Genomic DNA, 26,536 nt, shown 5'->3' on the forward strand with positions numbered 1-26,536 from the left:
GCTGCAACAGGCCCGATGATATATATGAATGGCGCGAAATTAGTGCTCTATGGGAACGTATGACAATCTCGAGTACACCGTAGACGAGGGTGTGGCCCGAATCGCACTGGATCGTCCGGACGCGCTCAACGCGTTGAACCCACCGTTACTGAGCGAACTCGAGGCCGCGATCGACCGCGCCGCGGCCACCGAGAACGTCCGGGTCATCGTTCTGCGCGGCAACGGCCGTGCCTTCTCTTCAGGCTACGACATTAGTCAGGCTGAGGGCGAGCGGTCGACCGATGACCGTATCCTCGATCAGCGGACTCACCTCGAAGCAATCTTCTCGGCGCGGCTTCCGGTCATCGCGGCGGTCGACGGCCCCGCGGTCGCCGGCGGGTGCAACCTCGCGATCTGCTGTGATCTTACCTTTGCGACGGAGCGGTCCGAGTTCGGGTATCCAGACATGCACTTCGGCGAACCTCCGCCGAAGTTCGTTCTGCCGTTCGTGACGGATTCACTGAAGGACGCCCGGGAACTGCTCTACTCGGGGAAGACTGTGGACGCGGCTATTGCCAGCGAGATGGGGCTGGTCAATCGGGTCGTCCCCGAAGACGAACTGGAGGCGACCGTCGATGCGGAAGTCGACGCCATCAAGAAGACTCCGAGTACGGCCGTGGCCATCGCGAAGGACCTGCTCAACGGTGTACAGGAAACCCAGGGATTCAGGCGGTACGGCCGTATCGACGAGTACGTCGGCGCCCTCACCATGGAGTCCTCAGCGGCGGAGCAATTTCGAGAGATTCGGGACGAGGAGGGACTGCAAGCTGCCCTCGACTGGATGCACGAATCGGACAAACCCTGACTGACGAGTGCCGATCAGTACCTTCACATGTGTCTTAGAGGATGGGCAGGCACAAAGGGCACTGTCTAGTTGAGTCAGTTTGAGAAGTGAGCAGGTCGTTGAGTGAATTTGGAATGAAGCTCGCAGACCTGCTCAGCGAGAGCTACGACGCGGATTTAGAAGAAACTTGGGAGAACGAACGGACGGCAACGCCCGTCAGGGCGTTTGCCGTCCGCCTCCACGCCACCGGTTGTTCGCTTCGGGAGACAACAACGATTCTTGCCGAATTAGGCGTTGAACGCTCTCATGGAGCGGTTTGGAACTGGGTACATCGGCTGGCTGACAGCGTCCCTGACCCGCCGAGGGCGAAGCCCTCGCGGGTCGCAGTTGACGAGACCGCTGTCAAAATAAACGGCGAATGGTCTTGGCTGTACGCTGCAATAGACCTCGATACAAAGTTGATTCTCGACGCCCAGCTGTTCGGCCGCCACGGCACCGATCCGGCGGCTGCGTTCCTGCATGGACTCCGCGAGAAACACGATCTCTCCGAGGCGGTGTTTCTCGTTGATCAGTTTGGCTACCGGACTGCCCTTGCTCGATTAGGACTGAACGGTCGGGTTGACTATACCGACCGAAACCTCATCGAAAAGTGGTTTCATACCTTCAAAATACGGGTCGACCGTTTCCATACCTCGTGGGTGGGCAGTCGGCGGAGCGCTCGCAAATGGATTGAACAGTTCGTGCATTACTACAACCATCAGAGACCGCATCAATCGCTCGGTGGACGAACACCAGCTGAGGAGGTGCTAAACTAGACAGTGCCGGTTACCCTATTGTGTCATCCCGTGTTCTCGTCCCCGTCGAACTGCCGGATCCAGTACCGGTCCCCGATTCCGTTGTGAATCTGTTGACCGATTCGGACGTACACGTATTGGGGGTATGCACGGTTCCTGATCAGACCGCTCCAGCGCAGGCCCGTCATGAGACGGCACCCGAGAACGAAGATGTCGTCGGCGAGATTGTCGATCGGCTTCGGACTGCCGGAGCTACGACCACATCGAAACTCGTCTACACGCACAATCGGCGTGAAGAAATTGATCGAATTGCGAAAGCCGAAGCAAGTGACGTTATTCTCGTTCCGCATCATGCCGAGCGGATGGAGTGGATTCTCGTCCAGCTTCGTGGCGACGTTAACGTCGAACAGATCACTGGCGTCGTGGGCGGATTTCCTAATGACACGCTCGGGCACGTGCAGTTGTTACACGCCGCTGATTCGGAATTGGACCAGCCCATAGGTGAGGCGCTACTCGCCATGGCCCGGGAGCAGTTGCGCGAGAGCGGCATTGACGAGCAGGTGATCGACGCGGAACTCGTCGAGTCCGATGACGCGGTCGGAACCATTATCGAACGGGCGAAAAATTACGATGCGATCGTCATGGGAGGGAACAAACCGTCCCTTATGGACTACATCTTTGGCGACGTTCCGCATCGCATCAGTCAGGCTTCCGGGTGTCCCGTCTTTGTCGTTCCACCCAAGTCGTAGATTGATGACAACGCATGCACTGATATGCCATATCGTGGCTGATGAAGACTATCCCGTCCGGGTGACCCGCGCAGTACCGCATTGACGAGACGGAAGCCGATAATCATGGCCGACGAAACGATCGACGCGGCGAAAACGGAGTACGCCGGCCAGTCCACGCCCGGCAAGCTAGTGGAGATCGCTCGCTACTTCCTGTTCATCGGCATCGTCGGCTTCGGCGGACCGATGGTCCACATCGCAATGATGGAGGACGACCTCGTCGGCGAGGACAGCAAGGAGTGGACCGACCAGTCGATCTTCATGGAGGGCCTTGCCATCTGCAACATGCTGCCGGGCCCGGCATCAACCCAGCTCGGCATCTTCATGGGCTGGATATACGCCGGGGTAAAAGGTGCGCTCGTCGCGGGCTTTTTCTTCATGCTGCCGACGTTCATCATTGTCCTCTTCTTCTCGTGGCTCTACTTCGCCTATCAACAGGTGCCAGCAGTCGAGGCGCTGTTCTACGGGATCAACCCCGTCGTGATCGGGCTCATCGTCGGAGCCTGTTACTCGCTGACCCACAGCGCCTTCGCGGAAGGGCGAACCGACGCGAAAGTCGAGATCGGTGACGACACCTGGAATATCGACTACCTACTCGTCGTATTGCTCCTCGTCACGACGATCGCGATGGCCGTCCTCGGCACGAACCCAGTACTGCTGTTCATCGTAGCCGGCCTCATTGGCGTCACCGCATATCGCTCCGAGTGGATCCGGACGAACGCGCGGCGGTTGACGCCGTGGACCATCGCAGGCACGATCGCCGCGGCAGTTTACGTGCTTCGTGACCGCGTTCTCGGTCTGCTCGGTCCCGCCGTAGTGCAAGCAGTCCAGGCGAGTCCGCTCTGGGGCGTGCTGGTAGCGTTGTGGGCGAACCCGTGGATCCAGCTCTTTCTGTTCATGATCTATACGGGATCGTTTATCTACGGTGGTGGCTTGGTGCTGATCCCGTTCATCGAACTGTACGTGGTCCGCGAGTTCGGTTGGATGACAGGTAGGGAGTTCGTCGATGGAATCGCCATCGGCCAGTTGTCGCCCGGGCCAGTCGTGATGACGACGGCCTTCGTCGGCTACAAGCTCATGCTTGACATCTCGGGTGGCATCATCGCCATCGCCGTACTCGGGGCACTCGTAGCCACGATCGGGGCGTTCAGCCCGTCGTTCGCCTTCATCATCGGGTTCTTCCCATACTTCGCGAAGATCCGCGAGAACGAGGTCGTACAGTCCGCGCTGATCGCCGTCAACGCCGCCGTCATCGGCGCAATTCTCGGTGCGACGGTCCTGCTCGCACAGGAATCGTTCGTCGTCGAGCAGCCGAGCATCCCCGTCGCTATCAGCGACATTACTTTCGACGTTTTTACGATTCTCCTCGCTGTCGCCACCTACTGGTTGTTCGTCCGGGGAATCCACGCGGCGTATCTCATCATCGGCGGAGGCGCCGTTGGCATCGGAGCGTTCTTTCTTGTATAGCTACGATTTCAACTCCACTCAACGAAGTGAAACAGTTCCACGTATTCACGGCAGCATTGAATTCCTCGGCGTCATTCTTGTGAAACTCGCCACGACAGCAGAACGCGAAGCGTTCTGCGGATGACGCAGCCGTCAAGGGTCGCGATTGATAAAATTACTGTCAGGAATAATGGCCCACTATCTTGGATATTCAACGCAATACCCCTCGAGACAAAACTCGTTCTCGATGTAGCGCTCTTGGACGGTGAGGCACCGATCCAGCTGCTGTGTTTCTGTACAGTCTCACCGGGAAACACGATCTCTCCGGCGCTGAGTTTCTCGTCGATGGTGCTTGATATCTGGCCACCCTCTCCCGATAAGGATTCAATGGTTACCTCGACTACGTTGATCAAACCCACATCTAAAAGTGGTTTTACACCTCGAAATGAGGGTCGAACGCTTCCATACCTCGTGGGCAGGTAGTCGGGCGAGTCGCAGAGAGCGACTTGAACAGTTTGGACACTACTATCACACACAGCGACCACACCAGTCACTCAGCGGACAGACGCCAGCGGCGGTGCGAAACTGACAGTGCCCCAGTAGTCTACGGATCGTTTCAATAGAGTTTACACACAACTGTCTGTAGTAGTAACTATGGTGATGAGAGTCACCTCGAGGTGTCACAACCTTGAGGATCGCTACAAGACACTCAGCGCGCTGCAGCCACAACACATCAACCCTGAACTCCTAATTCTGAAGGGGCTGTCAAACTGCGGTAGACCTTACGAGAGTGAGATAATTACTGTTTTTCTGGTAGTTAATTTCTCCTCGGACTTCACTCGATAGATGGAGTCGCTCTCCCAATGAGCGCAACGCATATTGATGCGGGAGTGCTATCTGTACTCACATCCGAGACGAGACGACTACTGCGGCAGTCAATGGGTCTACCGGATGGTCCACAGAAACCAATGACAGTCACTAATGGCAGGTTGGAGTCGACTCTCGATCGTCGGTTACCTGCGAGTTCGATGCGGATACTGGTCGTCGGGGCTGGTGAGGTCGGGCAAACGATCGCGACGACGCTCGCGGAACTTCACGAGGTGGTCGTTGTCGATTGTGACGAGCGGCTCGTCGAGGAGCTCACGTACGCGTACGATGTGCTCGCCGTCCACGGAGACGGCCGAGATATCAAGACGCTACGTGAGGCTGAAATCGAACGAGCAGATCTCGTGGTCGCGTGTACTGACGATGACGATGTCAATACCGTTATCTGTGCGACCGCGACGACGATCGCTGACACCTTCACGATCGCCCGAGTGAGACATCGAACGCTCTCCGAAACCTGGAATGATCACCCGGACGCTTTCGGTGTCGATTTCATGGTTTGTACGAACTCGTTGACGTCCGAAGCAGCGTTTCGAATCGCTGGACTCCCGGCTGCAGAAGAGGTTGATACGTTTGTGAACGGTCTCGTTCGAATGGCTGCGTTCGAAATCGACGACAGGAGTCCACTCGGTAATCAGACCGTGCGCGAGATCGATCTGGACGAATCCATAACGATCGCAGCGATCTTCCGCGATGACGAGTTAATCCTTCCGACGGGAGAAACAGTAATACGCTCCACCGATCGGATCGTGGTCATCGGGAGTGCTAGCGGCGTTACGAGCGTCGCGGATCGCGTTTCATTGTCATCACGAAGTGCAAGCGACGAAGTCGTTATCGCCGGTGCGAGTGAGATTGGCCTCCAAATCGCCCAGCTATTCGAAGAACACGGCTACCACCCGTGGATAATTGAACAGGACCCCGACCGCGCCCGAAATGCGGCCGAAGCACTTCCGAAGACGACAGTACTCGAGGAAGACCCCGCAGACGTCGGATTTCTGGAGCGCGAACACATCAGTGACGCGGATATCGTTATCGCTGCATTGCCGCAGGACGAACGGAACTTACTCGTATCACTAGTTGCCCGCCAGTTCGGCGTCGGTGAAACCGTCGCTATCGTCGAGCACAGCGAGTACACCGAGTTGTTCGAGACCGCCGGCGTCGACGTAACCGTTAATCCGCGCGAAGAAACCGCCGAAGAGATAATTCGATTCACCCGCCTGATCCCGACTGAAAAGATCGTCCTGCTCGACCACGATCGCGCAGAAGTGATCGAAATCGTCGTTACTGAAGAGAGTATTCTCGCGGATCGTGAAATCAGCGATTCGACGGCGAATCTTCCGGAGGGAGTTATCATCGGCGCGATCGCTCGAGCTGGTGAACTCGTGACGCCTCGAGGAACGACCGTACTCAGACCGGGTGACCACGTCGTTCTGTTCGTGGATGCGGACGTACTCGACGAAATTACCGACGTGATCTGACGCGAAAGCAGCACGACTTATAGGCTGCAATCGCCAGTACACAGATATGGCAGACCTCAACCCGATCGCGAAGCGAATACACCAGATCAGTCCCGACCCCGTCGAGCTGACGCTCAGCGAGGGAACGACGGCCGTATTTCATATCACCGGGGCGGAGTTCTTTCAGCAGGAATTTCAGGCGGAGGGGAGTCGTGAGGACGATGATGCGGACTACCGATTCGTTACGAGTTCGGATAACGAATCGATCCTGGTCGGACGAAAGGGCGTGGGCGAATCGGAGTGGTCGATGATCGGGACGGTGGTTGAAGTTAACCGAGCCGGATCCTAGCCGTCTGTGCAGTAGGTATACCGCACTGTCTCTGACGTGACAGACATCCCGTTTCACGGTTCGAAAACGAAAGCGGCTGCAAGATGTTCTGTAGTTCGGGGGTGTACTGTTGCTCGAAGAGAGAACTGTGGTCGGGGGACACGGGCGGAGAGCGCCGACGAGGCGCGCGATCAGTGTTCGGATTCTTCGGCCGGAGCGACCATGTCGTCGATTCGGAGGATGAGGATGTTGTTCGTGTCGTCCTTGCCGTCGACGCGGCCATCGATGACGAGTTTCGAGAGGGGAGTCGGGCCGACGGTGACCGGGTCGTCTTCGTCGATGTCGCCGATGGTTCCTTGCAGATGGATCTCCGCGCGGCAGAGTTCGGGGTGGTGAACGCTCGAGAGGTCGATTCCTTCGACGATGACGTCTTTGACGAGGGTTCCCTCGTGCTCGAGGCCGACGGAGACTGGATCGTCTAACTGCTGGATATCGAGCGCTTCGTAGGCTGCGGCGGTCGGTTTATAGCCGCCTTTTGGACCGGGAACACCCTCTACCAGTTGGAGGGCTTTGAGGCTCTGCATCTGATTGCGGATCGTTCCCGGGTTTCGGTCAACCTGCTCGGCGATGTCTTCGCCCTTGATGGTTCCCTCGGACACCTTGTGGAGGTTCGTTAGTGTGCGGAGAATCCGTTTCTGGCTCGGAGTGAGCTCGATAGACGACATAGTAAACTGTTCGTAGCGATCCGTCTTAAGCCCGGCGAGTCACCGCCTCGGGGCCAAGTCCGAAGCTTGTCAGTGAAGTCGAGCGCTTTTTGACTGACAGCCATCACAGCGGAGATGAGACGCCACTCGGATACTCGTTGGACAGCAATCCTGCGGTCGGTTGCGGATCCCCATCAGGCGGGAACCAGTCGCCCTCCGAAGAACTCCTCGGTAAGGGTGTCTGGTGAGCTCGATAGGGGGCCGGAGGATTGTACTACTCATACTGCCGGACAGCACGAGTTGACGATCGGTCGCGCGACGGCGCTCGTCACCGTCGGAGCCGACCGCGACGGCGCGACCGACTGCTCACTGACTGCTGTCCGGCAGTATCACGAGAGCGAAGTGACAGAACCGCGAACGCGTCGTGTGTGCCGCCGCGGAGTAGATAGCGAGTACGGCACCGTCCTCGTCGCACTTGGGGAACGAACTGGGTTTTACACCCTCGATCCAACATCAGTGTACTTTTATAAGCTGTCTCGAGCAGTCGCTTCTCAATTTACAAGCATACATTTATAATTCCTCGGCCGTCGATGTGGTTCTCTTTGGCTTCGTAATCAACGTGGCGGAAATACCGAGTATGACCTCGCTTGCGAACCCAAACTATAGTAGCCACTGAACGTCGCTGCATACTCGATTGCACGACAGCTGTGCGATCAGTGTGTAAATCGTTTCAGGTATTACTATAATACAGTGATATTGGATTTTTATACCGGAAATAGAGACCACCGAATTCGATGAGTAGCTGCTTCAACAATCACCGCATTGATTGCGACCACTCACCACGATTGCAGCCCCCGGGGAATAGATCTCCATGACCTGTCTCGACGGTCGGTGAATCGAAGATTTGCCTCGACAGCAGAACACGAAGCGCTCTGCGGATGACGAAGCGTCTTGACCCACTATTAATAAATTTCCTGCCATGGTTATCGATGGCCGGTTTTGGTTATTTTATACAATATAAATAACCCAGCGTATTCCCAATACCACAGTGCTCAAACGAAGACACCGCTCCAGTCGCTTTCCTATCTGCCAGCCGGGGAAAAACAGTTTTGGGGACCGGTATTTCCCCTGAGATACAGATATCCAACCTCTCTCCCGTGACTGTGGGTAGTCAGTCAGTTCTACTACGTTGATCAAAAGCATTTCAAATCTCAAGTATTTAGGTTAAATTCTCCTATGGATTGTAGATTCATATCAAGAAACATCGGGTCAGTAGTGTGTAGTTTAAGAAATACTAAACGCAAAACAATTATATTGATAACTAAGCAGACAGGGATCAGCAGGAGGGGAAACTAGACGATACCGTTAGGTTGTTTACACCACTTCAACGATAATCCTTATGCGCGCCGAGTTGGTTCGCTGAGACAGAATGGCACGTGAGAGTTGGGGGAGTCGCGCCGGATTCATCCTGGCCGCGGTCGGAAGCGCGATCGGACTGGGGAACATCTGGCGGTTCCCGTGGATGACCGCGGAGAACGGCGGAAGCGCCTTTCTATTGTTGTATCTGCTCATCGTCCTCGTCGTCGGGGTCCCTGGATTGCTAGCCGCGTTCGTGATCGGTCGACGGTCGAATCGGAACCCGGTCGGGGCGTTCAAATCGCTCGCCGGATCGCGCGCCTGGACGGTGCTCGGCGCGCTCTGTGTCGTCACCTCGATCATGCTGATGTCGTTCTACAGCGTCGTCGGCGGGTGGATCCTCCGATACTTCCTCGAGAGCGCGACGGGCGCCTACTTCGCGAGCCCGGAGGCTCACTTCGACGCGATCAGCTACGGTGCCGCAGCGTTCGGCTATCAACTCGCCGTCCTCGCGGTCACGTCCCTGATCGTCGCCGCGGGGATCAGGCGCGGCATCGAGGCGACGACGAAGGTGATGATGCCCGGCATCGTCGTGTTGCTCGTCGGACTCGCGGTCTGGGCGGCCCAACAACCCGGCGCCGCGCAGGGGTACGAGTTCTACCTCGGATTCGACGGCACCTACCTCGCGGAGAACTTCCTGTCGGTGCTGGGATCGGCCGCCGGTCAGGCGCTGTTCACGCTCTCGATCGGCGGCGGCACGATGATTACCTACGCCTCCTACGTCGACGACGATCGCTCGCTGCCCCTCGACGCCTCGACCATCGCCGTGTTCAATCTCGGCGTCGGCGTCCTGGCCGGACTCGTGTTGTTCCCGTTGCTGTTCTCGTTCGCGGCGGGACCGACCGATGGCGGGCCCGGCGCCCTGTTCGTCGGGATCGCCGGCGCGTTCGCGGGCCTGCCCGGCGGGCGGCTCCTCGGCGCAGTGTTCTTCCTCGTAGTTCTTCTCGCGGCCCTGACGAGCCTGATCAGCATGCTCGAGATCCCGGTCTCGTTTCTGGTCGACGAGTTCGACCTCGAGCGGTCCACGGCGACTCGAGGGCTATTCGTGCTGGTCGCACTCACCGGCGGCGTGAACGCGTTCAGCCCCGCGGTGTTTACGCTGTTCGCCGACCACCTCGTCGACCTGTTCCTCGTGCTCGGCCTGACCGGGTTCATGGTCTATACGGCCTGGGTGCTCGGTCCGGCTGCGGTCGAGGAGTACCTCGAAGGCGCGGGTCCGCTCTCGCGTCCGCTGGTGCTCCCGTGGCGGTACGCGATCGGGACCGTCTTCCCGGCGTTCCTGCTCTTTACGTTCTACGCCGACGTCACGGCCCTGATCGGGCTCTCGACGGGAACCGAGCTGCTGTTGGCCGCGACGGTACTGACAGTGGTGCCGCTCGTGATAGCGGCCCGTCGTTCCGTCTCCGAGCCGCGGTCTCGCTCGAGCGAGAGCACGGACTGACGAGCAGTCGGCCGCGTCGGCGACGGCCCTCTTTCGATTCGGAACCGTTCTGTGGTGGTTGCAGCTGCGTACTCGAGTTCGGCGTCGACGGTGATCTGAGCAGCCGCTATCTGACACAGCGACTGGCTCCCGTCCAGTTCCGGAAGCGAAAAGCAATTTCGGCCGCGTCGTGACACCCCGAACGCGAGTACTCAATGGGGACTCTGGATGCGGTGCGTCGAGAACTGGCCGGTCTGTGGGCCGACGGCAAAGGAAAATCGCTGCTCGCCATCGCGCTAGGCTGGGGACTGCTAAACGGGACGCGAATGATCTATCCCGTCTTGCTGCCTTACTTCAGCGACGAGTTCGGACTCACGTTGACGACCGCCGGGTTTCTCGTGACCGTTATCTGGCTCGCCTATGCGATCGGGCAGGTGCCTGGCGGAATCCTCGCGGACCGGTACGGCGAGCGGACGATACTGACGGTGAGCGTCTCGTTCGCCCTTTTCGGACTGGTGCTCGTGCTCCTCGCGCCGTCGGCGCTCGTCCTGTTCGGCGCGACCGCGCTGGTCGGACTCGGGCTGTCTCAGTATCCGATCGCCCGAATTACGGCGCTATCGGATCTCTATCCGGATCGTATCGGCCGTGCGTTGGGCGTGACGATGGCCGCCGGCGACATCGGACAGACGGTGCTCCCGCCCGTCGCAAGCGTCCTCGCGGTCGCAGTTGGCTGGCGGCTCGGCCTCGGGTACGTTCTCCCGTTTCTCTGTCTGACCGTGGCGATCATCTGGTGGACGCTGCCGAACCCCGAACCGGACGATACCGAGGGCACCGACACGAGCATCCGGGCGGTCGCCGACGAACTTCGTTCGCCGACCGTCGTGATCATGGGCGTCATGCTGTTCCTGTTCATCTTCGTCTGGCAGACGTTTTCGGCGTTCTACCCGACGTATCTCGTCGAGGAGAAAGAGCTCTCGCCGACGGCCGCGGGCGCCCTATTTGGGTTGTTCTTTGCCGTCGGCGTCGTCGTGAAGCCGCTCGCTGGTGCGGCCTACGATAGAATCGGCATTCGCGGCTCGCTGCCGCTGGTTTTGGGCGGTTCGATCCTCGGCCTCGCATCGCTCCCGTTCGTCGACGGCGTCGGAGCGCTCCTCGCGGTCACCGTCCTCATCAGTACGATGCTCGGCTCCGGCGCGATCACCCAATCGTATCTGGCCGAAATCACCCCTGACGACGTCCAGGGCACCGGACTAGGGCTCGTTCGCTCGAGTACTGCGATGCTCGGCGCGACGGGACCGGTGGTGTTCGGCGCGGTCGCCGAACGCGGGTACTTCGACGAGGGGTACGTCGTGTTAGCCGCAATCGTCGGTGTTGTCACCGCGCTAACGCTGTTGCTCCCGACGGATTGACCGGCGTCTGCATCGAACGTACTGCGGACGATGGGGTCGGTTCCGTCCGTCGCGTCGAACGCAGGCGAGTCGATCCCGTGATCTGCGCCCCGCAGGCATATATGACAGGTCGATGTAGCTCGTCGAGTATGACCACAGGTACGTCCGGGACGGAGTTTCATCGAGAAACGGAGCCCGACGCAGCGGAACCGACACTCATCGAGGGCCTGCCAGGTCACGGGCTGGTCGCCTCGATCGCCGTCGATCAGATCACCGACCAACTGGACCTCGAGCAGTACGGATCGATCCGATCCGATTCCTTTCCGCCGGTGACGTCGTTTGCAAACGGTCGCGTTCAGGATACCGTCCGCGTCTACGGCGGGACGGATCCCGACGTCCTGACGTTGCAGAGTGACATTCCAATACCGGAAGACGCGTTCGGGGAACTGAGTCGGTGCGTGTTAGAGGAACTGGTCGACGACTTCGGCCGAGCGATCTTTCTCGCCGGCGCGCCGGCCCAGTCGGAAGAACAGCAAGGCGACGTCGTCGGCGTTGCAACGACCGAGGAGTTGAAGACGGAACTCGAGGACGCCGGAGTCGACCTGATGGAAGACTCCGGAGCGGTCGGCGGTGTGACGGGCGCGCTCGTGAACGCGTGCTATCAGGCGGACGTTCCCGCCGTCTTGTTGCTCGTGCGGGCGGATCCGCGCCTTCCGGATCCGGCCGCGGCCCAGTCGGTGATCGAAACGGCGCTCGAACCGCTCGTCGAGTTCGAAATCGATGCCGACCCGCTCCAGAAGCAAGCGGAGAACATCCAACAACAGAAACAACAGGTCGCACAGCAGTTACAGCAAGCCCGCGGTCAGCAAGACGAACCGATGCAGGCGAAAGGGATGTTTCGGTAGCGCTCCGTCGATACCGCAACCTCCCACGACGGATTCGCCCCGTACATCACACGCGTTGTGATCGGATCTGCTCGAGAAGGCTGAGATATCGACGCTGGATGGGAGGGCGATCGCTGTCAGTTCGTCTCCGAGTCGGGCGTATCGTCGTCGCCGGCGTCGCGCGAGACCGGCGTTTCGCTCGCGTCGATGGTGCGCAACAGCCACTCGCTGGCGGCGTCTAGCTGTGCGTCGTCCGCCGCCGTAATCTTCAATCGATTGTGCCTCGCTTCGCGATCGGGATAGCAACCGACCGTGACCTCGAACCGCTCCATCGCCTCCTCGAGCGTCCGAACGATATTCGCCTCTGGTTCGACGGTGTAGAGGTGGGTGGAACGGAGTTCCCCGGTAAACTCGTCGGCGACGGTCGCGAACATCGCCTTCAGTTCGTCGGGAATGCCCGGCAAGACGTAGACGTTCTCGAGAACGCAGCCGGGCGAGAGACCCGCGTCGTTCAGTAACGGACGACTCCGCTCCGGGAGTGCGGCCTCGGCCTCGACGTCGACGTCGAACTCCCGATCCGGAAGTCGCGTTTCGATTTCGGCCACCCGCTGTTCGACCGCCGATCGAGTCAGTTCCGACGCGGTCAGTTCGCGGTCGAACGCGTCTGCGACGGCTTCCATCGTCACGTCGTCGGGGGTCCCGCCGATTCCACCGGTGACGATAACGCCGTCGAACGTCTCGCTGTATTCGCTAACGTGGGTGGCGATGCGGTCACGATCGTCAGGGAGGGTGACGACTTGCGCAACCGAAACGCCGCGGTCGGTAAGCTGCGTCGCCAGCCAATTCGCGTTCGTGTTCACGACGTCGCCGGAAAGCAACTCGTCACCGATCGTTATCAGCGCGACCTTCATCGAGTGTTCGTCACCGTCCCGACCAATAGAAGTTACTCCCCGTCTCTCGACCGACCGTGTGAACGCCGACCGACTCCTGGATAGACAGTCGAACGGGGAAGGGACAGGTCCTGTCAGAACGGCATCGCGAGTCTCGCCCGTGCAGCGAGTGCGGCGCGGAGAATTTGCTGAACGGCCAGACATGAGCGGGTCGTATTTCGGTTGTCGCATCCGCATCGTGCGAGCGGGTGCGTGGGACACGATTTGGCGGCTGACGGTCGGGCGTGGCCGAAGCAGTTCGAAAACGAAGAGGTGTAGCCTTTTATCACACAGCAAACTCGTTCAGGGCCGTTCCGATTCCCACATTATTCGGAGTGAAGCCGAGCCCCGATCGGCGGCGCACAGTCTGGAGGTATCGTACCCCATCACCGAGAGACACGGCAACCTCGAGGTCGGGTTTCCCGGCGAATTCTCGTACGGCGGCCGTTCTGTCGTTCGGTCATAGCCGTCGAACGACGCAGCATATGGGGAACTACTCGGCACAGGGTCGACGACAGTGTACAGCAAGCAGCGGTGTCCGTCGAGGTGACTCACCGTCTCGTCACGTGCGAGTGGGTCGGTTCTTCGGTAACTGTCGGCTGTCGATTCCAGTTGCGAACTCGACCATGGACTGTCTCCCGACGAGAATCAGGACGATACTACGCTAATTCCCGAACTATCGCTGAAAGCGAGAGATCGGTTGCGTTTCACTACGATACGAACCAGCGGTGATCCTGTGTGTGATTGAAAGCGGCTGTTCTGAACGCGTCTTCCCTGCTACGAACCGCCCAGTTCTTCAGTACCTTCTCCTATTGTACCTCTTATATCTATTTCACCTATTGTAACTATTCCTTCCGTTCAGGCCCTGACGTAGCCTGCACACATCCCATAAACCTATTGTTGCTATTGTTTCTATTGCACCTATTCCACCGTTCCAGTCCTGCCGCAGCCTGTACACGTTCTGACACCTATTGTAGCTATTGCTCCTATTGTTTCGTTGTCTAGCGGATCTGTCCGAGCTCGCTATCAGGGTCCCCGAGATTCGTTGTCGGCCAGCAGTGTTCCGACGTACCAATCTCGGTCGTGGCTATAGTAGCCACTGAAACGAGTGACGCACTGATCGCAACGACGTACTGCGATCAGGTGTGCAGTGACTTTCAGTGGCTACTATAATTCTCACCTCCCTCGAGAAGGCGCGAGGTATCGACCCAGATGAACCGAAGAGCGATCCGGAACAGTCGAGAAGTAGGGTGCAGCGTCGTGCATACTGGGAACGGAACTCACTGACGTCTCCTCGAGAAGTTGCCCGACTGGCGGCTATTGACTGGATGGTCAGTAAGTTTCATAACGGATGCTGACTAACTAGTCAGTCAGAGCGAGATACTGCCAGTGAATAACATTCGTACGAATGTAATTATACTGATCGCCGCACCGCGTAATCGGCGAGCCGTCGATGAGGCGGTGATATCACTAACGAAAGCCAAAGCGTTCATACTATCCGATCACCGCCTCTCTAGAGGAGTTCAGACGAACTACCGAGACCAAACGAGTGTTAAAATAGTGACAAAGTGATAGTACGTATGGTAGGACAGCGGCGACAGATACGCACGGACCGACCGGTCGACCCGCGTCAGGAAACCGTCGCAGAGCGGACCAGAATCGAGGACGATTCGCCTGGCCGATTTACCGACGCAGAACGTCTAGACGGGTGTTTCTAACGGTGGACGTCGAATTCACGATGTCGGATCAGTCGATCGACGGCGCGGCGATTTTCACACCACCGTGTTGCGACGATGCGTCGAGAGGGCAGCATCCGCCAATTGGCAGGAGCCGACGGTCCGAGACGAGCGTTCGAACGACGGCGGGTGTACCCCGTGAGTAGGATTCCGAACCCCCTACAGCTGGTAATTCTATACATCGGACTCGGTCTAGCACGGCTGGGGGTAATCGACCGCGAGCGCGCCGTGCAGACGACTGTGCTGGCCTGGCCCCGAATCGTCACCGGAATCGCGCGCATGTCGAAAAGCGCCGTCGACGTCGCGATGGTCGGCGTCGCCGTCGGGACGTCGGCCGTCGCCGGCGTCGGTTTTGCGGGCCCGTTCTGGGGGCTCGCCTTCGCGATCGGCGGCGGCGTCGCCGGCGGTACAATCGCGCTGGTCTCCCAGCGCTATGGCGCCGAAGCTTACGACGAACTCGGCCTCGCCGTCCGCTCGAGTACGGTACTCGTGATCGTGGCCAGCGCTCCGGTCGTAGCCGTCTTCTGGCTGTTCCCGACCGAACTCATCTCGGTGCTGAGCAGCAACGAGAGCGCGATCGAGTACGGCGCGCGGTACCTCCAGATCGTCGCGCTCGGCATCCCCTTCGCCGGGCTAAACCTCGTCGGCAGTCGCATCCTCGTCGGCGCGGACGACTCGTATACGGCGATGCAGGTTCGGGCCGGCGGCGCCGTCGCCAATATCGGGTTGAACGCCGTCTTCATCTTCGGCCTCGGGTGGGGCGTCGCCGGTGCGGCCCTGGGAACCGTTCTCTCGAACGTCGCCGTTACCGCGGCGTTCGCCGCGGGTCTCTGTGCCGGGCGGTTCCCGGGAATCGGGGCGTTTCCGGTCCGCGTGGATCCGACGGGGGCGTACTTCGACGGCGAGACCCTCCGCGATCTCGTCACGATCGGGCTTCCCGTCGGCGGGCGCAACCTCGTCTGGACCGTCGCCGAGTTCCCGATGCTGGGCATTCTCGACCTGTTCGGGGAGAACACGGTCGCCGCGTTCGTCATCGCCCGCCGCATCTGGGGGTTGATGAACGCGCCCGGCTGGGGCTTCGGGCTCGCGTCCTCGAGTCTGGTCGGCCAGGCGCTGGGCAAGAACGACGAGGCGACGGCGAAGGCGTACGGACGGGACATCATCCGTTTTGCCGTCGCCACGTACGTCGTTTCGGCGATTCTCATCGCCGTCTTCGCCGAACACATCGTCGTGCTGTTCGCGGAGGATCCGACGAGCGCGGAGATTCCGATCGCGGTCGATCTGGTGTACGCGGCCTGCGTCGCGGTCGTCTTTCAGGGCGTCGCCGGCGCCGCGGCGGGACCCCTCGACGCGAGCGGCGACACGCGCGTCCCGTTCGCGAGCCAGTTCCTCGGCATGTTCTGCGGTTCGATTCCGCTCGCGTACCTCGGCGCGACGACCGGGCTCGGCTACTGGGGGCTGTACCTGGCGTTCCTGGCCGAGACCACCATTCCGGCCGCGATCAACTACTGGCGGTTCCGCACCGACAAGTGGAAGGCGATCAGTCAGTCCTACCGCCCCGAAGCGGCGGCCGCCGACGACTGATCGCGCGACCGCGGCCGCGACCGTTATCGGCCTTCAGTGTCGAAATTCGAGCCGAGAGGTCAGGGGAGAACGGTTCGCTCGAGCCCCTTCGACAAGCGGTCGACAAAACGGATCAGTTCAATCGGGTATAGCGCTGGATCGCAGCTCGATTCTTCGGTTACTCATAGAGGAGAGCAGCCCGCTGGAAGTCGGGCCAGCCCTCTGGTAGGTGGAAGGGTGCTGTGGTGGGTGGTCACGACGAGGGGACTGGGTCAGCATGGGTTTGGGTGGCGCGATAGGTGAATCGCTGGGACCCCTCACCGACTGACCATTCAGTCAGGGTCGTTGTAAACGTTTTGTTTCACGACGCAACCGGGCTCCGTGAACGAACGGCGGCTGGCTGCAGACGGACGGTTCCGATAGAAGTTCCATATAAACGAGTATAGTGTTCCAGGGATAAGTTCGTATAGCTATAGGATTCGATTGTCGGACTGGGAAGACGTCGGTCATCGTTTCGAAGCGGACCCTCCGAAGAGACGCCAGTCGAGTTGATCGATCTCTAGCGAACGGTATCTGAGGGGCAGGGGCGTACTACGTGGTTCGACTCGCACGGCACCTTTGCGTTGAGACGAACGACAGCGACGGCGCGGCGTGAGTTTGATAGTCTAGTTCCGTCTCCTCGAGCGCCCGCTGGCAGTTCGAAAGCAAACGCTCGAGGTCGGCCGATCCGTCGAGAGAAAACGCATGGTAGCGCCGTCCGGACGCACGGAAGTTGACCTTTCAGAGGCACCACGGACGAGTTTGAGAAGCTATCTGTTTTGTGAGTGGTTTCAGCTTCCCTCAGATTCGTGATGGTCAAAGCGGCCGGTCGCCGTCGATACGCGCGAGCGTCTGTTCGGCCAGGAGCGGAACGCCCGTTTCCATCTTCGGGTACAGGGGATCGGCCGAGTTGCCCTCGAGATACCGACGGAAGAACATCTCGCCGAGTCCGGCCATCTTGTACGCCGCCAGCACCTGGTAGAAGCGTCGATTCTCGAATTCGACGCCAGTCTGGCGTTCGTATCGGTCGACGAGTTCGTCTCGAGTCGGATACCCCTCTCGAGCCATGAACGTCGCCATCAGGTCCGGCATCGGGGGCTCCGGATCCGACGGGTCGTGCCAGAAGAGCAGCATCCAGCCCAGGTCGGTGAGGGGATCGCCGAGCGTCGAGAGCTCCCAGTCGAAGATCGCGCCCAGTTGCGGCGGGGTGCCCGGTTCGAACAGGACGTTGTCGAGTTTGTAGTCGCCGTGGACCAGCGCGTGGGCGTGGTCCGTCGGAACGTTCGCCCGAAGCCACTCGCCGATCGTCTCGAGTTCGGGCACCTCGCGCTCGTCCTCGGTGACGTCGAACGCCCACTCGAGTTGCTGTCGCCACCGGTCGACCTGTCGTTCGGTGAACCCGTCCGGGCGGCCGAAATCGCCCAGCCCGACCGCTTCGTAGTCGACCGCGTGAACGCTTGCGAGCGAATCGACCAGTTCGGCGGCGATCGTCGACCGGTGCTCGGGCGTCGCGAACCGATCGGGTTCCGTCTCTCGGATGACGTCGCCCGCCTCTCGAACCATGACGTAAAACTCGCTGCCGATCACCGACTCGTCGTCACACGCGAGAACGGTCTCGGGAACCGGAACTGCCGTTTCCTGCAGGGCGTCGATCGTTCGGTACTCTCGCAACACGTCGTGTGCCGTGTCCGCGGTTTCGCCGGCCGGCGGCCGACGGACGACGAACTCGCGGTCGTCCCACTCGACGAACAGCGTCTCGTTCGAGTGCCCCTCGTCGTGTCGCGCGATCGAAACCGAGTCGGCCTCGCCGAGGGCGTCCTCGAGATACCGTCGAAGCGCCGTTTCGTCGACGAGCTTTCGCAGGTATCGGTCGTCATTCGACACGTCGATCACCGGTTCCAGTTGGAGTCCGCAGCGTCATGACCACCGGACGTACGAGAGAGCCCGATAAGTAGGTTGGGGCGCCCGCTCGTCGGCCGGCGGCTGTCAACCGCGGCGAAACCGGCCACCAAATTACTATAAGGACGCCGAGTGACTCTCATCGCATGGCAGCGACCGACGTTCTCGTAGTCGGCGGTGGACCGGGCGGGTACTCCGCTGCGATTCGGGCCGCACAACGCGATCGCGACGTCACGCTCGTCGAGCGAGACGGCATCGGCGGAACGTGTCTCAATCACGGCTGTATCCCGTCGAAAGCGCTGGTGACCGCGTCGACCCTCGTCACCGATCTCGAGGCGGCGTCTCGAATGGGGATCTACACGGAGCCGTTCGTCGACGTCGGCGAACTGATCGACTGGAAAGACGAGGTGGTCGGCCAGCTCACGGACGGCGTGGCCACCCTCTGTGAGGCCAACGGCGTCTCCGTGAGGGAGGGAACGGCGCGGTTCGTCGGCGACCACACCGTCGAAATCGTCGCGGACGACGGCGCCGTCGACGAACTCGAATTCGAGTCCGCGATCGTCGCCACCGGCAGTCGTCCGATGACCATCCCGGGGTTCTCTTTCGGAGACGAACCGATTCTGAGCTCCCGGCAGGCGCTGGCGCTCGAGTCGGAACCCCGGTCGCTCGCCGTCGTCGGCGCGGGCTACATCGGGATGGAGCTCTCGACGGTGTTCGCGAAGCTCGGAACGGACGTGACCGTCGTCGAGATGGAAGACGATATCCTGCCGACGTACGACGCGGATCTCTCCCGCCCGGTCAAACGACGGGCCGAGTCCGTCGGCGTCGACTTCCGGTTCGGAGAGGTGGCAGTCGACTGGTCGCGAAACGGCGACGGGACCGTGACGCTGCGGACGGAGGAGTCGAGCGGCGACGTCCGCGAGACCGACGTCGAACGAATACTCGTCGCGATCGGACGGGAGCCCGTCACCGAGAGCCTCGAGCTCGATGCGATCGGACTCGAGCCGACCGAGGACGGCTTCCTCGAGACTGACGACGAGATGCGGACGGCCCGCGACCACGTCTTCGCGGTGGGTGACGTCGCCGGCGAGCCGATGCTCGCGCACGAGGCCGTCGCGGAGGGGCTCGTCGCCGCCGAAGTCGCTGCGGGCGGCGACGCCGAATTGGATCGATCCGCGATTCCGACCGCGGTGTTCGTCGACCCGGAGATCGCCACCGTGGGGATGACAGCGGAGGAAGCGCGCGCTGCGGGGCACTCGCCGACCGTCGGCGAGTTTCCGTTCACTGCCAGCGGTCGGGCGCTGACGCTCACCGAAACTGACGGGTTCGTCCGGGTCGTCGCCAACGAGGACGACGGGCGGGTCCTCGGCGCGCAAATCGTTGGTCCGGAGGCCTCCGAACTGATCGGCGAGCTCGGCGTCGCCGTCGAGGCCGGGCTGACCCTCGAGGACGTCGCCGGCACCGTCCACATGCACCCGACGCTTTCGGAGGCGATCATGGAAGCGAGCGAGAACGCGCTCGGACAGGCGATCCACACGTTGAATCGCTAATCTGTCGCGAAACGTGTTCGAACCGTCGTCGCGTGACTGCGGAATCGGGCGCTGTCGATCACGGCTCGACGAGCACCTTGATCTGCTCGCTTTCCGGATCGCGAAGGTCCTCGAACGCCGATTCGACGTCGGCTAGCGGAACGGTATCCGTGATCATCGGCTCGGGTTCGATACGACCGTCGGCCACGAACTCGAGCGCCGTCTGGAATTCGGACCGCGAGGCCAGCGGGCCGCCCCGGAACCCGAACGAGCCGACGAGTTCCCGCTCGGCCTGCATGATGTCGTTGGGGTGAAGCGCCACCTCCTCGTCGAAGACGCTGAGAACGACGACTGTTTCGCCGTAGGCCGTGCTCCGCAGCGCGTCGGTCAGCGTCGTTTCGGTTCCGGCGCACTCGAACGAGACTTCAACCCGATCGACCTCGTTTCGAAGCCGTTCGACGACGTCGACGTCGGCGGGATCGAACACAACGTCTGCACCGAGCGCCTCGGCCGCCTCGCGACGGGCCGCCCGCGGTTCGCTGACGTACACCTCGCGAGCACCCGCCGCCACGGCCCCGGCGACGACACCCAACCCGATCGGCCCGGCGCCGAACACCGCGACGCGGTCGCCGGTCTCCAGCCCCGACCGACGAACGCCGCGAAGCGACACGCCGAGCGGTTCGGCGAGGGCCGCGTGGCGAAGCGACACGTCCTCCGGGACGGGCACGACCATCGATTCCGGCACGACGATTCGATCCGCGAAGCCGCGACTCGAGACGGCGCCGCCGTCGCCCCGCTCGCAGAGGTGGTACTTCCCGACCGCACAGTACCGACAGTCGCGGCAGGTACTCACCATGTTCAGCGTGACTCGATCGCCGACCTCGACGTCGACGACGTCGTCGCCGGTCTCGGAGACCGTGCCGGCGACCTCGTGTCCCATCGGCTTCGGGAGGTGTTCGTCCCACGCCGACTCCGGGATCGAGTGGTCGGTGTCTTCCGCCCGGATCGGTACCGGCCCGATTTCGTACTCGTGTAAGTCCGAACCGCAGATTCCGGTGTACTCGACGTCGACCGCGACGGCCCCCGCCGAAACGGGGCGCGGGTCGACGGCGTCGACGCGAAGGTCCTCGGGACCGTGAAGGTAGACAGCATCCATGCGTTTGGCTATCATACACAAGAAGGTAAATGTATGCGTCTACGGCCCGCTCGCGGCGAGTGCGGCGGGACCGATCTCGAGTTCGGAGGGATATTCGGTCCCTGAGCGCCTCACACCGCGTCGAACGCGCGACCCGGGTACTCGAGGTACTCGGCGAGTCGATCGAGGAATCGCCCCGAGTCGGCGCCGTCAAGGACGCGGTGATCGATGGTGAGGCTGAACGTAATCGCACGTTCGAACGCGACCTCGCCGTCGCGCTCGACGGGAACCTGTTTTCGGCGGCCGACTGCGAGGATCGCGACCTCGGGCGGGTTGATGATCGAGTAGGAGACGTCCATGTCGAAGACGCCGACGTTGGTGACGGTGAACGTCCCGCCCTGGAGATCCGACGGCGCGTGGTCGTTCTCGAGGACGGACTCGACGAGTCGTCGGCGCTCGTCGGCCAGCGCCTCGAGATCGCGGTTGGGGACATCGTCGATCACCGGGACCGTGAGCCCCCGATCGCTGTCGACCGCGTAGCCGACGTTGACCTCGTCGATGAACCGATGTTCGCCGTCTTCGAAGTGCGCGTTGAACGCGGGGAGATCCTCGAGCGTCCGGCCGACGAAGTGGAGGATGAGGTCGTTCAGGGAGACGTCGACGCCTTTCTCCTCGAGTCGGTCGCGGACTTCTTCGAGGCGTTCGATCCCGATCTCGCGGGTTCCCATGACGTGGGGTTTCTCGCGGGCGCTCTCGCTCAGACGCTCGGCGATCATTCGCCGAGTGCCGGTGAGTTCGTGGGCCTCCGTGACGGTGAGTCCGTCGTCGGTCGTCGCGTCGCTCGAGGCGGCGGGTTCGGTGCGCTCGACGCCCTCGCTGCTCGCGAACTCGACGACGTCGTCTTCGACGATCGCGCCCTGCGGCCCCGTTCCCTCGACCCGCGAGAGGTCGACCCCGTCCTCCTCGGCGCGGCGTTTCGCTCGCGGCGTCGCTTTGACGTCCGCCGCGTCCGCCGCGTCGGACGCGTCGGCAGCCGCGATTTCGTCCTCGCCTTCCGTCCGGGACTCGTCCACGTCGCGCTCGAGGTAGCCTTCGACGTCGGTTTCGGTGACGGCGCCCTTCGGTCCGGTGCCTTCGATACCCGCGAGCTCGATCCCCGCCTCGGTAGCGCGGCGTTTCGCCCGCGGCGTCGCCTTCACGTCCGCGGTCGCCACACCACCGTCGTCCGCGGTCGCCCCACCGCCGTTTGCTTTCGTGCCGGACGCGGACTCGGTGTCCGCCGCGCCGGCGGAGTCGCCACCGCTCTCGGTCGGCGCTTCGGGACCCCCACCCGCCTCGAGTTCCGAGAGCGAGGGCGCCGACTCGCCTTCCTCTCCGATCACCGCGATCGGTTTCCCCACTTCGATGGCGATTTCCTCGCCCGTCTCGACGTACTGGCCGAGCAAAACGCCGCTCGCCGGCGCTTCGATCTCCGCGCTGGCCTTGTCCGACTCGAGGACGGCGACGACCTCACCCGCGTCGACGCGGTCGCCCTCGGCCACCTCCCAGGAGACGAGATCGCCGTAGTCGCTGAGTCCGAGTTTCGGAATCCGCACTACCTCTACCATATTCGGTACCATGGTTCATGCATCTATTTAAAATCTCACTAACCCCGGTTCGCTTTCCGTCGGCGGCGAACCAGGGGCACACTTTCTCGTCCTCTCGTGCTCGAATCCCCAGGATCTCAGGATCGCGCCGCCGGCGCAGCGGACCGCGACGCGGGGGCGGCGAGCGCCCTAGAAGAGCGACTCGATCCCGGCCGCGATGCGATCGGCGGAGGGGAGGACCTCCTGCTCGAGGGGCGGACTGAGGGGAATCGGGACGTCCTTCACGCCGATGGTCTTCGGCGGCGCGTCGAAACTGAAGAACTCGTTCTCGACGATCTCGTTTGCGATGTAACCTTGCGTCCCGTACCGCTCGACGGTCTCGTCGACGACGACCAGCCGGCCGGTCTTCCGGACGCTCTCGGCGATGGTCTCGGTGTCGAGCGGGGCGAACGTTCGGGGATTGACGATCTCGACGTCGGCGTCCACCTCCGCGGCGGCCTCCTTCGCCCGGTGGAACATGAGCTGGGTCGCGACGACGGTGACGTCCTCGCCGTCTTCCTCGACCACGGCCTCACCGAGCGGGAGCGTGTACTCCTCGTCGGGCACCTCGCCTTTCGTTTCGCTCAGCATCTTGTGCGGGAGGAAGAAGACCGGATTATCGTCCCTGATGGCGCTCTTGAACAGCCCCTTCGCGTCGTACGGCGTCGTGGCGGTGACGACGACCCACCCGGGGACGTTTCCGAGCCAGGAGTGGACGGACTGGGAGTGCTGTGCGCCCGCGCCGATGCCGGCGCCGGACGGGGCGAAGATCGTCAGCGGCGCTTCGAGCCGACCGCCGCTGACGTAGGGCTGTTTCGGTATCTGGTTGAAGACCTCGTCGCCGGCCGTCGCGGCGAAATCGGCGAACTGAAGCTCCGCGACGGGACGGATTCCGCCGACGGCGGCGCCGAGGGCCATCCCCGCGATGCCGATCTCCGAGAGCGGCGTATTCCGCACCCGGTCGCGACCGTGTTTCTCGTACAGCCCCTCCGTCTCGCCGAAGTTGCCGCCGAACTCCTCGACGTCCTCGCCGAACAGGATGACGTCGTCGTCCCGCGACAGTTCCTCGTCGAGCGCTTCCGCGATCGCCTCCACGTACGTAATCTCTCTCGTCATCGTTACTCACCCTGCCCGTAGAGGGGCGTTCTGTAGACGTGTTCGTAGGCCGCTTCCGGTTCCGGCTCGGGGCTCTCCCGGGCGAACTCGACGGCTTCGCTCACCTCGTCCTGAATGTTGGCGACCATGTCCTCGATCTCCCCCTCCGTGAGCACGTCGTTCTCGAGTAGCCGCTCGCGGTAGTTCTCGATCGGATCTTTCTCCTCTTTGAGCCGTTCGTACTCCGCCTCGTCGCGATAGGTCTCCTTGTCGCCCTCGAAGTGGGGGACGAGCCTGACGACGCGGCTCTCGATGACCGACGGCCCCTCGCCGTTGCGAGCGCGTTCGATCGCGTCGGAGACCGCCCGATACACCTCCTCGACGTCGCTTCCGTCGACGCTCTCGGTCGCCATGTTGTGGGGGTCTCCGTAATCCGAAAGGCTGTCCGGCGAGAGCGACTCGGCCGGCGTGGAGATGGCCCACTGATTGTTCTCGATCACGAAGACCACCGGCAGATCCCAGTACGCGGCAAAGACCAGCGCCGTGTGGAACGAGCCGCGACTCGTGCCGCCGTCGCCGATAGTCGTCACGGCGACGTTGTCGGTCCCCTTCACCTTCTCGGCCAGCGCAAGCCCGACTGCGGGGTTCTGACCGGAGCCGATGGTCGCGGCGTGTCCGTACAGCTTCCGGTCGACGTCGGCCACGTGCATCTGGCCGCCGTGGCCCCTGTTGGATCCGTCGACGCGCCCGTACAGTTCCGCCATGATCTCCGGGAGCGGGACGCCCTTGGCGATGTACTGCCCGATGAGTCGCGCGCCACCGACGGCCAACCAGTCTTCGTCCCGCATCGCCGCTCCCATTCCGACGTGGGATCCCTCGTGCCCGCCGCTGAGGTGGACGAATCCCGGGATCTCCCCGTCGCCGAAGCGCTCCTTCGTCTCCTCCTCGAAGATATCGATCCGAAGCATCTCCTCGAGGAACCGTCTCGCGGTGTCGTCGTCGACGTTAACGTCCTGTGTCATGCGTTCCCACATCAATGTGTGATGCAGTATCCAGCATAAAGCTACCCCAACTGATGGGTCGGCTGACCGTATGATCGCAGACTATCGGCGGTGGATCGCCGCCGATCCGCCGCCGAGCGGATCCGACCACGTGAGTACCTACTTATGGAACGTCCACGTTACCAACCAACATGCGTGGATTGCACGGAAAAACCGCAGTCGTCACCGGCGGTGCCTCTGGAATCGGTCGCGCGACGGCGCACCGACTGGCCGAGGAAGGCGTCGACGTCGTCGTCACCGACGTCGATTCGGAGGGCGGCGAAACGATCGTCGAACGGATCACCGAAGCGGAGTCGACCGACGGAACGGCCGAGTTCCGCCGCCTCGACGTCAGCGATTACGAACGGTTCGAGGAGTGTTTGCTCACCGTCGCCGCGGAGCACGACGGACTGGATATCCTGTTCAACAACGCCGGCATCGGCGAAGGACGGTCCTTTCGCGAGACGACTCGCGAACACCGGAACCGATTGATCGACGTAAACCTCAACGGCGTCTGGAACGGCTGTCACGCTGCGTTGCCGATCTTCGAGGAAAACGGCGGCGGCGTCGTCGTCAACACGTCGTCGATGGCGGGATGGAAGCCGGCACCGATCACGAGCTACGCGTTCACGAAGGCGGCGGTGCTTCACTTCACGCGGTCCGTCGCGGGCGAACTCGCACAGTACGACGTTCGGATCAACGCGGTCTGCCCAGGGCTGATCGAGACCGCGATGACAGACGAGTGGTACTCCGAAGCGCAACGGGAAGCGATGGGCCAACAGACGGCGTTCGGACGGTGGGGCGATCCCGACGAGGTCGCGTCCTGCGTCGCCTTCCTCGCCAGCGACGACGCGTCGTACGTGACCGGGCGAGCGCTGAAAGTCGACGCCGGCTACGTCTGAGCGGCCGTTTCGACGACGGCTCGAGTCGTCGGACCTGACGGTCTGAGTAGTCTTGCGCATCGTCGATCCGGCAGCGGCTCGGACCGACCGACGGCAGCCCGCCCGCTGGAACGGTGTGAAAACGAGGGCCGTCGACCGCGCCGAGAGTGACAACTGAACCGAGTTACACGCTGATCGCACAGCCATCGAACGATCAGATGCGCAGTGACATTCAGTGACGACGATAGTTGTACGAATCACGAGCGGCGTTTGGTTATCCGTTCAGGTGCGCCGACGAGGGGCCGGTGAATAACGACCTTAGTCCGTTATTATCCGAGTTGGCAGTTGGCTTCTTGTCGGCAAGGTCGAACGAACCTCGGGTGCACGCGAGAGCCACGGGTTCGTGAACGCGGAGTTCACATCACTTCGACCGACGACGCTCGCCGAAGAAGCGGCCTTCGCGGCGCAGTTCAGCCGAGTTGGATCGGCAACGACCCTACCGTTAGAAGTAATTACTCGTTTTGATGCAGCGATCAGATTTCTGATCGGCTCGATTGCCGAGCGGGGTCATCAAACGATCGAGAAAGTGGCTTTCGGGCGCCGTAGCTAGTGTCTACAGCAGCTTGGAAGAAGGAAACAGCGTCTCGAACGGCACGTCGGAAAAGACGATTCGACGTGCAGTTGAATATGGAAATTGCCTATTAGCGATAATTATCTATAATAGGTAGTCCA

General features: G+C 61.5%; 19 protein-coding genes and 1 pseudogene. 13 read left to right on the forward strand and 7 right to left on the reverse strand.

Features of this window, described 5'->3' with window-relative positions; all coding sequences use genetic code 11:
- The first annotated feature begins 49 nt into the window (after positions 1-49).
- The 7 genes and pseudogenes from C493_RS19045 (at position 50) to C493_RS19075 (ending at position 6,542) form a co-directional block, all read left to right on the forward strand.
- Entirely contained in the window at positions 50-844 is a 795-nt protein-coding gene (locus C493_RS19045) for an enoyl-CoA hydratase/isomerase family protein (RefSeq protein WP_007261126.1), read from the forward strand.
- 113 nt (positions 845-957) lie between these two features.
- A complete protein-coding gene (locus tag C493_RS19050; RefSeq protein ID WP_007261127.1) occupies positions 958-1,638 on the forward strand; it encodes an IS6 family transposase in 681 nt (226 codons plus the stop codon).
- A gap of 92 nt (positions 1,639-1,730) precedes the next feature.
- A complete protein-coding gene (locus tag C493_RS22850) occupies positions 1,731-2,366 on the forward strand; it encodes a universal stress protein (RefSeq protein ID WP_152421213.1) in 636 nt (211 codons plus the stop codon).
- 105 nt (positions 2,367-2,471) lie between these two features.
- Positions 2,472-3,872: a chromate efflux transporter gene (gene chrA / locus C493_RS19065; RefSeq protein WP_007261130.1), complete on the forward strand. Its 1,401-nt coding sequence runs from the start codon at positions 2,472-2,474 to the stop codon at positions 3,870-3,872.
- Positions 3,873-3,998: 126 nt separating this feature from the next.
- Positions 3,999-4,440, forward strand: a pseudogene (locus C493_RS23950) (IS6 family transposase); the annotation flags it as partial.
- Positions 4,441-4,879: 439 nt separating this feature from the next.
- Positions 4,880-6,214, forward strand: a complete 1,335-nt coding sequence (gene trkA / locus C493_RS19070; RefSeq protein WP_007261131.1) for a Trk system potassium transporter TrkA — start codon at positions 4,880-4,882, stop codon at positions 6,212-6,214.
- Between the two features lie 46 nt (positions 6,215-6,260).
- Entirely contained in the window at positions 6,261-6,542 is a 282-nt protein-coding gene (locus C493_RS19075; protein ID WP_007261132.1) for a hypothetical protein, read from the forward strand.
- 170 nt (positions 6,543-6,712) lie between these two features.
- Here the strand turns inward: C493_RS19075 and C493_RS19080 are convergent, their stop codons facing one another.
- The gene (locus C493_RS19080) at positions 6,713-7,246 is read right to left on the reverse strand and encodes an Rrf2 family transcriptional regulator (RefSeq protein ID WP_007261133.1); all 534 of its coding nucleotides are present in this window, start codon (positions 7,244-7,246) and stop codon (positions 6,713-6,715) included.
- Between the two features lie 1,408 nt (positions 7,247-8,654).
- Between C493_RS19080 and C493_RS19085 the strand changes: the two genes are divergently transcribed.
- From C493_RS19085 to C493_RS19095, 3 genes are all read left to right on the forward strand, one after another.
- Positions 8,655-10,082, forward strand: coding sequence for a sodium-dependent transporter (locus C493_RS19085; RefSeq protein WP_007261134.1), 1,428 nt, complete (start codon positions 8,655-8,657; stop codon positions 10,080-10,082).
- A 194-nt stretch (positions 10,083-10,276) separates the two neighbouring features.
- A complete protein-coding gene (locus C493_RS19090; protein ID WP_007261135.1) occupies positions 10,277-11,470 on the forward strand; it encodes an MFS transporter in 1,194 nt (397 codons plus the stop codon).
- 128 nt (positions 11,471-11,598) lie between these two features.
- Complete coding sequence (locus tag C493_RS19095; RefSeq protein ID WP_007261136.1) at positions 11,599-12,354, forward strand: proteasome assembly chaperone family protein; 756 nt, start codon at positions 11,599-11,601, stop codon at positions 12,352-12,354.
- Positions 12,355-12,470: 116 nt separating this feature from the next.
- On the opposite strand, the gene C493_RS19100 is transcribed toward C493_RS19095, so the two are convergent.
- On the reverse strand, positions 12,471-13,244 hold the full coding sequence (locus C493_RS19100) for a competence/damage-inducible protein A (protein WP_007261137.1): 774 nt from the start codon (positions 13,242-13,244) through the stop codon (positions 12,471-12,473).
- Between the two features lie 1,892 nt (positions 13,245-15,136).
- On the opposite strand from C493_RS19100, the gene C493_RS19105 reads away from it, so the two are divergent.
- Positions 15,137-16,582 carry an MATE family efflux transporter gene (locus C493_RS19105; RefSeq protein WP_049889517.1) on the forward strand — a complete coding sequence of 482 codons (1,446 nt, stop codon included), beginning with the start codon at positions 15,137-15,139 and terminating at the stop codon, positions 16,580-16,582.
- An 834-nt stretch (positions 16,583-17,416) separates the two neighbouring features.
- Here the strand turns inward: C493_RS19105 and C493_RS19110 are convergent.
- Entirely contained in the window at positions 17,417-18,493 is a 1,077-nt protein-coding gene (locus C493_RS19110) for a phosphotransferase family protein (RefSeq protein WP_007261139.1), read from the reverse strand.
- A gap of 152 nt (positions 18,494-18,645) precedes the next feature.
- On the opposite strand from C493_RS19110, the gene lpdA reads away from it, so the two are divergent.
- Positions 18,646-20,049 carry a dihydrolipoyl dehydrogenase gene (gene lpdA / locus C493_RS19115; RefSeq protein WP_007261140.1) on the forward strand — a complete coding sequence of 468 codons (1,404 nt, stop codon included), beginning with the start codon at positions 18,646-18,648 and terminating at the stop codon, positions 20,047-20,049.
- Positions 20,050-20,107: 58 nt separating this feature from the next.
- On the opposite strand, the gene C493_RS19120 is transcribed toward lpdA, so the two are convergent.
- From C493_RS19120 to C493_RS19135, 4 genes are all read right to left on the reverse strand, one after another.
- Positions 20,108-21,184 carry a zinc-binding dehydrogenase gene (locus tag C493_RS19120; RefSeq protein WP_007261141.1) on the reverse strand — a complete coding sequence of 359 codons (1,077 nt, stop codon included), beginning with the start codon at positions 21,182-21,184 and terminating at the stop codon, positions 20,108-20,110.
- Positions 21,185-21,294: 110 nt separating this feature from the next.
- Positions 21,295-22,770: a 2-oxo acid dehydrogenase subunit E2 gene (locus tag C493_RS19125; RefSeq protein ID WP_161606919.1), complete on the reverse strand. Its 1,476-nt coding sequence runs from the start codon at positions 22,768-22,770 to the stop codon at positions 21,295-21,297.
- A gap of 168 nt (positions 22,771-22,938) precedes the next feature.
- On the reverse strand, positions 22,939-23,904 hold the full coding sequence (locus C493_RS19130) for an alpha-ketoacid dehydrogenase subunit beta (RefSeq protein WP_007261143.1): 966 nt from the start codon (positions 23,902-23,904) through the stop codon (positions 22,939-22,941).
- A gap of 2 nt (positions 23,905-23,906) precedes the next feature.
- Positions 23,907-24,905, reverse strand: coding sequence for a thiamine pyrophosphate-dependent dehydrogenase E1 component subunit alpha (locus C493_RS19135; protein WP_007261144.1), 999 nt, complete (start codon positions 24,903-24,905; stop codon positions 23,907-23,909).
- A gap of 170 nt (positions 24,906-25,075) precedes the next feature.
- Between C493_RS19135 and C493_RS19140 the strand changes: the two genes are divergently transcribed.
- Positions 25,076-25,825, forward strand: coding sequence for an SDR family NAD(P)-dependent oxidoreductase (locus C493_RS19140; protein ID WP_007261145.1), 750 nt, complete (start codon positions 25,076-25,078; stop codon positions 25,823-25,825).
- Positions 25,826-26,536: the final 711 nt, after the last annotated feature.

Source organism: Natronolimnohabitans innermongolicus JCM 12255 (assembly GCF_000337215.1).
Lineage (GTDB): Archaea > Halobacteriota > Halobacteria > Halobacteriales > Natrialbaceae > Natronolimnohabitans > Natronolimnohabitans innermongolicus.